Source organism: Nitrospirota bacterium, from assembly GCA_016180645.1.
Lineage (GTDB): Bacteria > JACPQY01 > JACPQY01 > JACPQY01 > JACPQY01 > JACPAV01.
Genome location: JACPAV010000005.1, coordinates 178762 through 186916, shown reverse-complemented (window position 1 = coordinate 186916; position 8155 = coordinate 178762). Strand labels below are relative to the sequence as shown.

Annotated in this window: 8 protein-coding genes; 5 read left to right on the top strand and 3 right to left on the bottom strand. The window is 58.5% G+C overall.

Going from position 1 to position 8155, the window contains the following annotated elements:
• Positions 1 to 654 precede the first annotated feature (654 nt).
• Together HYT87_04970 and HYT87_04965 are read left to right on the top strand one after the other, a co-directional pair.
• A complete protein-coding gene (locus HYT87_04970) occupies positions 655 to 1338 on the top strand; it encodes a hypothetical protein (GenBank protein MBI2059104.1) in 684 nt (227 codons plus the stop codon).
• Positions 1339 to 1378: 40 nt separating this feature from the next.
• A complete protein-coding gene (locus tag HYT87_04965) occupies positions 1379 to 2800 on the top strand; it encodes a hypothetical protein (protein MBI2059103.1) in 1422 nt (473 codons plus the stop codon).
• A gap of 411 nt (positions 2801 to 3211) precedes the next feature.
• Here the strand turns inward: HYT87_04965 and HYT87_04960 are convergent, their stop codons facing one another.
• The 3 genes from HYT87_04960 to HYT87_04950 form a co-directional block, all read right to left on the bottom strand.
• Positions 3212 to 3604, bottom strand: coding sequence for a hypothetical protein (locus tag HYT87_04960; GenBank protein ID MBI2059102.1), 393 nt, complete (start codon positions 3602 to 3604; stop codon positions 3212 to 3214).
• Between the two features lie 234 nt (positions 3605 to 3838).
• Positions 3839 to 4174 (bottom strand): HigA family addiction module antidote protein, encoded by a 336-nt coding sequence (locus tag HYT87_04955; GenBank protein ID MBI2059101.1) that lies wholly within the window; start codon positions 4172 to 4174, stop codon positions 3839 to 3841.
• Between the two features lie 12 nt (positions 4175 to 4186).
• Entirely contained in the window at positions 4187 to 4465 is a 279-nt protein-coding gene (locus tag HYT87_04950; protein MBI2059100.1) for a type II toxin-antitoxin system RelE/ParE family toxin, read from the bottom strand.
• Between the two features lie 207 nt (positions 4466 to 4672).
• Here HYT87_04950 and HYT87_04945 point away from each other — a divergent pair, with 207 nt between their 5' ends.
• From HYT87_04945 to HYT87_04935, 3 genes are all read left to right on the top strand, one after another.
• Positions 4673 to 6712 carry a GMC family oxidoreductase gene (locus tag HYT87_04945; protein MBI2059099.1) on the top strand — a complete coding sequence of 680 codons (2040 nt, stop codon included), beginning with the start codon at positions 4673 to 4675 and terminating at the stop codon, positions 6710 to 6712.
• A 228-nt stretch (positions 6713 to 6940) separates the two neighbouring features.
• Positions 6941 to 7348, top strand: coding sequence for a hypothetical protein (locus HYT87_04940; GenBank protein ID MBI2059098.1), 408 nt, complete (start codon positions 6941 to 6943; stop codon positions 7346 to 7348).
• A gap of 24 nt (positions 7349 to 7372) precedes the next feature.
• A complete protein-coding gene (locus tag HYT87_04935; GenBank protein ID MBI2059097.1) occupies positions 7373 to 8152 on the top strand; it encodes a c-type cytochrome in 780 nt (259 codons plus the stop codon).
• Positions 8153 to 8155: the final 3 nt, after the last annotated feature.

The window sequence follows — 8155 nt, the reverse complement described above, 5'->3', positions numbered from 1 at the left end:
CCTTCGGGCGTTGTGTGGAAAGGCAAGATCCATGCCGTGGCGCTCGATCGCCCGGGCAGACTTGTCCACTCGTGTCGGGGCTGCCCCGCCTGCGGAAACATTATCTGCGAAACGGGCGAGAGTTGCTTGACCTGTGCGCAGGACTGTTGCCCACCGCCGCCACCCCCGCCCTCCGGGGCCGTCTGCGGGAACGGCGTCTGTGAAGCGGGGGAAAGATGCCACATTTGCCCCGCGGACTGCGCCTGCCCGCTTGCGATACTCTCGTTTTCCATAGCATCGCGACCCAACAGCACGTTTATTGACGGCGGCGAAATCAGGATTCCGGTAAGTGAACTGTGCGCGGAGGTGGGAGGCCTGCAGAAGAAAGATCTGACTTCAGGCTTCCCAACGGGGTTAGAAATGAACTGGGGGATTGATTCGGTAGGGTCTGTGGAGGTTCTCAACAGTCTTGTATTCCCATCTCCTCAAGTATTCGTTGGGAACAACCCCACTACGACTCACTGGTGGACGCAAGGTGCGCCGCCCCTCGTTCCCACCGGTCTGGTACGGATCGCCGCATCAACGCTGGCGCCCAATCCCGCATCTGGCCCAAGTGATTTCGTGCTGTTTAGCGCACGGGTTGTTGCGTATTCGGGAAGGGACAAGACGGGGTCGATGGTCGAACATGTGGACCCATCAAGTTTCACAGTTTTCAATCCTCCACACCCGAATACCGCTTGGTCGGGGGTGGATGAGTATCCCACGGCCCAGCAGTACGCGAACGCGGATTCGGACGGGAAAAGCGCATTCACGGATTTTAACCCGACCAGCGGATTCTTCACGATCTACGGTGAAGCCCGGAATCCGAATGAGATGGAAACCATAATGTTTGGTTTGACCAACACGAAGGATCGGCTGATTGTCGTTCGTCCAGAGGGGGCAATTCCTAACCTGAAACATGCTTTCCTTGATTCCGTTGTTCTGAATTTCAGGCATCACATAACGGATGTTTCCATGTCCTCCTTTGTGATCGCGGTGGATTTGAGCGAGGACCCCAGTAGCAAGCTTCAGGATGCCGCGGGGCGGGGCGTAGAGGAAATCCCCACCCAGTCGCCTCAACCGCGTAGATTCAAGGCTCCTCAGGCGCGCTGTCTCTACCCGTGGGGAGGGGTCCAAATCGCGCCGTCCTTCGTGATTCCGATTTACTTTTTAGACGCAGGCGGGAACGGGGTCGCCGGGGATGGCGATGATTTATTCACTGTCCCGAAACTTGAGTTCACCTTCAGCAACAAGAACGGTTCTCGGGACTTCCTGGTTGTGAAGAGCTTCAGCGCCAAGAGGAGTGAGTTGATAAAGTAACTTCGACCGTGCTATGATGAACCAAGTGAGGAGCGCATGGATGCGTGATCGAGCGGTCAGGATCTTGAGCGGCGGTTTTTTCAACTGCCCCCTGTATGTATTTGCCCTTCTTTTGGACATCGGCTGCGGCTTGCCGGGAGACCACGCAGGCTCCAAGAGTTCCGGACGGGACGCGGGTATCTCTGATGAGGAAAAGCCTTTCAATGGTGAATCCAAGTCCGAGGGAGATTCTTCCACCGAGGCGACCTTCTGGAGACCTGGCGTAAAAGATTCGGAAGGACGCTCCTTGTCAGTTTTCTATCTTTCACAATACGATATCCAAAAACATTGGGTGCAGTACTATGACGGTGGTCCTCATATTCTGCGTAGTCAATTGGAAGCGCAGTTGGTCCGCTTGGACGTATCCACCGGTCGGAGGCAAGTGCTTTCCCAGAGAGTGACGGCGTTTGCGGTTTCCCCTGATTGCCGAGATGTCCTGGCATCCAGCTGGGTCGACGAATCGTTGTCGACCGAATCTTCTTGGTGGATGGATGAGATACGCGACGTTTCTGAAAATCATGCTTCAACGGTCTTGCCCGTTCCGGGAGGATTCAATACTCAAAGTATGAGATGGTCTCCGCGGGGTGGTCATGTCGCACTCGCGGGACACGCAAATCCCGGGCAAATTGGCGTTTACCTCCTGAATCCGCTTACCGGGCAGATCGATTTGATATTCCAGCCGCGTAACAGGACAGGTGAACCGTGTGATGGGCATATTGGAAGCCCTGCTTGGTCCCCGGACGGAAGTACCGTTGGAATCAAGTCCCTTCCAATACCACCTCACTGTGATGGGGTCGAACAGATTCTGCTCTATGATGTCAACGAGAGACGACTTCGGCCCGCGCTGGACAATCTTGACCCTTGGACTCTCATTTTTGATGGGTACCGACCCATCACTTGGAGTCCATCCGGCAATTTTGTCGCCTTTAATGCCAATAACCCGACGGAGGCGGACGATGAGTACGATTCGTTCGTGGGGTGGAATACGGTTCTCGTCAATCTGGCGAACGGCCGCGCGGAATCAGTAGTGGAGAAATCATTGCAGCCAAAGTTCGCGCCGGAAGGCATGCAACTGGGATTTCTCAAGGATGATCGCCGTGGCACCAGTTTCTACGTAATTAAGAACATACTTTCTCCAAATTCGCGAGCGACCCACCTCGAATACCAATTTCCGTTTGGCGAGACGGAAAGGAGAAGGTGGGTTAATATTGACACATACCAGTGGGTGGATCGAAGGCAGGTGATTCATGTGAACTCGACCGTCTGTGCCTCTGCTGATTGCTCCCAGATTCGCCACTCGAGTTCCGTGTGGCTGAGCAATCTGGATTCCGGTGAATCGTTCCTATTGGACACGGTTCACGACTCCGAGATTACGGACCTCGAAGTTTGTGTGGGCGAAGGCAATGACTTCCAAAGTAACTAGCCGGACTGGAGGGTCAGAGGGCGAGAATATTCAGGAAGCTATGGGGTCAAATCTTGACTTGATACTACTGAGCGGCGATGTGAGCGGGCGTGATTCCACGAAATGATCCTTCTATTACTCACAGTCCATCTGCTAACGCAAGACCTGACCCTTGGACAGGATGCGGTACCCGAGCTTCCACGAGGCCATAAGGGCCGAGAGAAGGAACGAGGGTGATGCTCATCCTCCCGCTCGCCTCCATCCTCGCATTGTCAACCCCCATGTCTGACCCTCGAAGCCCTAGGCCCCGGCCCGACCCTCGAAGCCCCTTTCACCGAAAGAGGTATGGTGTCCCCAGATTTCCTTCGATTTGTGACCCGAGACTTCCGCTGACTCGGGAAGGTACGTCGCCCGGCCCCGACGGTTGCGCGACTAACGCGGCTCGACGAACCCGCGCAGTTTCAGGCAGACGGCACGGATCGATTCAAGGTCTTCGTAGCGGTTGGGACGGACAAGAATCTTCTCCGTGAGGTCGGGGAGGATGATTTCAATTTCTACGGCGTCACCCTGGCCGGACCCGGGGAGAACGAGCGATTCTTCGATCTTGCTCGCGAGCGAGCCCAGAAGCTCGGGTCGGAATGGCGGGATCAGATTGATGACGATCCGGAACAGGGGGGAGCCGCCTAGCCCCTTCTCCCGCCTGGATTCCGATTGCCTGATGTCGGTCAGGGCCGAGATCCGGAACTCATCGCCCCACGTCTGCGAATAGGCGTTCAGCGTCGGCACTTCGCCCGCGAAAATCAGCGTTACCAGATGGAATGCCATGACCGTTTCCTGGGTACAGTATCACGGTGGATCTCCGCGCCTCAATGACCCCGGTCGTGGAATGGGCAAGGGCGGGCCTCCATTCTTGAGCGGTCGAGTCTCCATGAAATTCGCTGATGGCACTACCGGAGAGATGCGCCTGTCGAAATGCCCTGAATCCGTTCGAGAGGATGATGATTTGAAGTTGAGTTGACTGCGCCGAAAACTGATTGGGAGCGCTTCAAGCTCCCAGGACTACGGGCCGGTTGAACGGAAGCCCTGCGGCTCTCCACGGTTCACCGATTTTGCCCATGGTTTGATCCTGGCCAAAGCATGGCCGAGGACTCTCTCCGCCACCTCGGTGTCGTAGGCCGCCTGCGCCCGCAACCAGTAGCCATTGGACAGGCCGAAGAATCGGCACAGACGCAAATCGGTGTCCGCTGTGACGGCCCGCCTGCCGGCCACGATCTCGCCGACTCGCTGAGCAGGTACCCCAATCTCCTTGGCCAAGCGGTATTGACTGAGCCCCATGGGCCTCAGGAACTCCTCCCGCAGAAGCTCGCCGGGCGTCACAGGCCTGAGTCTACGCATGCCATTCCTCCCCTAATGGTAATCGACAATCTCCACATCCTCGACGCCCGCGTCCGTCCAGCGAAAGCACACGCGGTGCTGATCATTCACGCGAATATTGTGCTGGCCCGCGCGATGGCCCCTGAGCGGTTCCAGACGGTTTCCAGGCGGGACGCGGAGGTCTTCGAGCCGGCCTGCGATTTCGAGTTGACGAAGCTTGCGCCGGGCAACGGTCTCGATGTTCACAAACCGTTTGACCCGCCGGCCTTTCGTAAGAGCTTCCGTGTCGGCGCATTTGAACGACTTGATCAATGCGGTGAATAATAACGCGTCGCGTGACTAAGGTCAAGGGAGAGTCCTGCCTACGCAATCTATCCCTGCGATCCTTACGTCGCTCCTCACCCGGTGCGCAGGCCACCACTTTTGGCGTGACGCGGGCGCGGGTGGGAAGAAGTCAGAAGGTCGACTGTCTCATAATCTTGCTGACTTGGCGGCCAGGATTCACCTATAATCGGAGTCGTGTCGAACGGTAGAGATCTGCTTTCGCTGGCTGAAGTCGAACGGTTCACGCGTCGGGACTTTCTAAGAAGCAACAGCGCGTTTGGAGTGCTTCTGGCGGCCTCATGCGGGAATGGACCAAAGGCGGCTGGGAGCGATGGCAGCCACCATGGCGTCCTGGCCGTGGTGGGAACGGCGCTGCTGGGACTCGGTCCACAGGACAAGCCCTTCGATCCCGAGAGCGTCGATCGATTGGTTCGAAAAGTATTTCCAAGCACGGAGATCGATCTCGTCAAGGTCGTGAGTATTCTGGCGCGGGTGATCCATTATCAGCCTGTCTTTGGGCTTCGCTTCAAGACCTTTGGACGGCTTACGCGGGAAGAACAGGAAGAAGTTCTTGAGGGGTGGCTCGACAGCCGGATCGATTCGCGGCGAATGCTCATGGTTCTTTTGCGCACCCTCTGCGCCATGGCCCACTACGGGCGTGAGGAGGTGTGGCCGGAAATCGGATACGACGGGCCGTGGGTCGGCCGCATTCCCATGCCCCATGTTCCCGTGAAGGTGACATCGGGCGTGTCCTCGGCGGATGATCCGGAAACGCCGGCTGAGATGGACGCCCACACGGTCGTGATTGGGTTTGGCGCGGGTGGCGGCGTCGCGGCGACGGAGCTGGCCGACCGCGGAGTGGAAGTGCTCGCACTGGAAGCGGGGGCCTACGTCACAAGCGATCAAATGAATCAGCGGGAAGAAGAAATGATCCCGCGCTTGTTCAACGAATTCGGATTCCGGCAGACGGCGGACCGCCGGATCAACGTGATCCAGGGCCGCGGCGTGGGCGGGTCGACCGTCCATAACATCAACCTCTGCTACCGCGCCCCGGAGTGGATCTTCGAAGATTGGCGGCGCCGTTCGGGAGTGGAAGACATGAGCGTGGCCGGCATGGAGCGCCACTACCAGGCGGTGGAAACGCGGATCCGGGTAACTCGGATTGACGAAAGCCAAGTCAATCTCAACAACAAAGTGGCGGTGAGCGGCTCCCAAAAGCTGGGATGGCTTTTCGAGGTGGCAAGGCATAACCGGACGGACTGTCTCGGGAGCGGCTTCTGCGAATTGGGCTGCGCCTATGATCGTAAGAACAATATTCCCGTGGCCTTTCTCCCCTCGTTCGTGGCCCATGGAGGTAAGGTCGTCACGAATTGCCGGGCGCAACGGATCGCGGTGGAAGGTGGATCGGTCGTGGCGGTCGAAGCGAAATCAGCGGCCGGACGCACCATGAAGATCCGTTGCAAGCGTGTGATCGTCTCCGCGGGGGGAATCGACTCTCCGGTGCTGCTGATTCGATCGGGGCTTGGGGCAAGCAACCCACGGATTGGAGCGGGTCTCCATCTACACCCTGGGACGAGCGTGGCCGGCCTTTTCGATGAACCGATCGAGGGATGGCGGGGACTTCCCCAGAGCGTCGTGGTTACGGAGTTCTTCAAGCCGCGGCCCGAGGGATCCTACGTGGTGGTTTCGGCCTTCGGCCACCCCATGCTTTTCTCCGGAATCGTGCCCGGTGTCGGCCGATTCCATCGGGACGCCATGACGCAATATCGGCACGTCGCGGCGCTCTCACCCTTCATCCACGACCGGACGGAAGGGCAGGTGAGCGTCCACGGCGCAGGCCGACCGCGAATAAAATATGCGCTCACGCCGAGCGACTTGGAGACGCTTCGAGAATCCTGGGTGCACTGTGCGAAATTGCTGTTCGCTGCGGGCGCGAAGAAAGTCATGCTGACGATGCCGAAGGGAGCGATTCTCGAGAAGCCGGAGGAGATCACGAGGATCGCCGAGGTGGACATGCGTTCCGTGCCCTACGTGTCGGTCCATCCTCAGTCTACGTGCGGAATCGGCTCGGATCCCACCAAGGGTGCGGCCGATCCCTATGGGGCGGTGTTCGGGGTCAAAGGGGTTTACGTGTGCGACACCAGCCTGTATCCTGATTCCATTGGTGTTCCGCCGCAACTTACGGCGATGGCCTTGGGCCACCGGCTGGCGGAGCACCTGGCAGCTCAGTCGTAACGAAAGGAGATAAGCGTTCACCTCCACCCTGACCCTTCCCCGTCGGCCTACTCCGCCGACCTTCCTTCGCCCGCCGAAGCGGGCTTCGCGAAGGCGGGAGCAGCTCCGGCTGCGAAGGCTGGAAGGGGGAGGGAGAAAGAAAGGGAAGCGCACTCTCACTTATCCCTTCCCCCCTTGAGGGGGAAGGTTAGGATGGGGGGTGCTGAAGGGTTACGAAAGGAGAAACTCATGAACCGTTGGTTCATTTACGGTGTTCTTGGAATGATTCTAAGTGCGAATGTGGTGATAGCGGGCGAGCAGGTGACCGTTCAGGGGGAGGTGATCGATTCCACCTGCTATTTCACTCACAACGAAAAAGGCAGGGGGCACAAGAAGTGCGCGCAGACGTGCCTGCGGAAAGGCATTCCGGCGGCGCTGCTGACGGACGACCAGAAGGTCCTGCTGCTCCTGCCGAGCCACGACAATGAATCGGCCTTCGACGACGTGAAGAAGCTGGCGGCGGAGCGCGTGGAAATCAAGGGAGAACGGATCGAAAAGGGAGGGGCGACGGCCATCATCGTGGATTCGGTGAAGGAGCTGAAAGGGGCGGCGCCCAAGGTGGAATCAAAGGAATCGGGTGGGGAACACAAACACTGAGGCGTAAATCGTGAGACGCAAGTCGTGAGTCGAAGGAAGAAAATCGGACTGGCCGCGGCGGTCCTTCTGGTCGCTGTTGGAGGGGGATTGTGGTGGGTGAGGTGCCGGAACATCTCCCCGATTGAGCGGGGCCGGCGGGTGGCGATGAAAGCGGGCTGCTTCAACTGCCACGGCGACGGCGGCCTCCAAGGCATCGCGAATCCCGGCGCGGAGGAACAGGAGGTTCCGGCGTGGGTCGGTGGAACTCAGATGATGTACATCCACGAAAAGAGCGAGGCGGATCTGCGCGAGTGGATTCTCTACGGCTACCCCAAACGCAAGGAAAACGACGCGGCGTTCCAAGAGAATCGCAGGCGCATGCTCATCAAGATGCCCGCTTACGAAGGGAAGCTCTGCTGCGGGCAACTGGAAGATCTAGTGAAATATTTCAAGGCCGTTTCCGAGATGGAGGAGCCTTCGAAGGATACTCCCGAGCACGAGGGCTACGAGGAGGCGCGGGAGCACGGTTGCTTCGGTTGTCACGGTCCGGGCGGAAAGGGGACCCCAGGAAATCCATCCTCGCTCACCGGGTACATCCCGTCATGGAGCGGCGCGGACTACGACGAACTGGTGAAGGATGACGCCGAACTGGAGCACTGGATTCGGGAAGGGACCAACCCTCGCCTGGAAAGGAATCCGCTCGCCCGGTTCTTTCTCAATCGCCAGACGATCAAAATGCCGGCCTACAAGGATGTGTTGGACGAGGGAGATATCGAATCCATCAAGGCCTATATCCGCTGGCTGAGGTCCGCGGGGAAGCCGTGACGG

Coding starts and splice junctions, on each gene's coding strand:
- HYT87_04970 (MBI2059104.1), top strand. CDS start 655: ATGGTCGAACATGTGGACCCATCAAGTTTCACAGTTTTCAATCCTCCA.
- HYT87_04965 (MBI2059103.1), top strand. CDS start 1,379: ATGCGTGATCGAGCGGTCAGGATCTTGAGCGGCGGTTTTTTCAACTGC.
- HYT87_04960 (MBI2059102.1), bottom strand. CDS start 3,604: ATGGCATTCCATCTGGTAACGCTGATTTTCGCGGGCGAAGTGCCGACG.
- HYT87_04955 (MBI2059101.1), bottom strand. CDS start 4,174: ATGCGTAGACTCAGGCCTGTGACGCCCGGCGAGCTTCTGCGGGAGGAG.
- HYT87_04940 (MBI2059098.1), top strand. CDS start 6,941: ATGAACCGTTGGTTCATTTACGGTGTTCTTGGAATGATTCTAAGTGCG.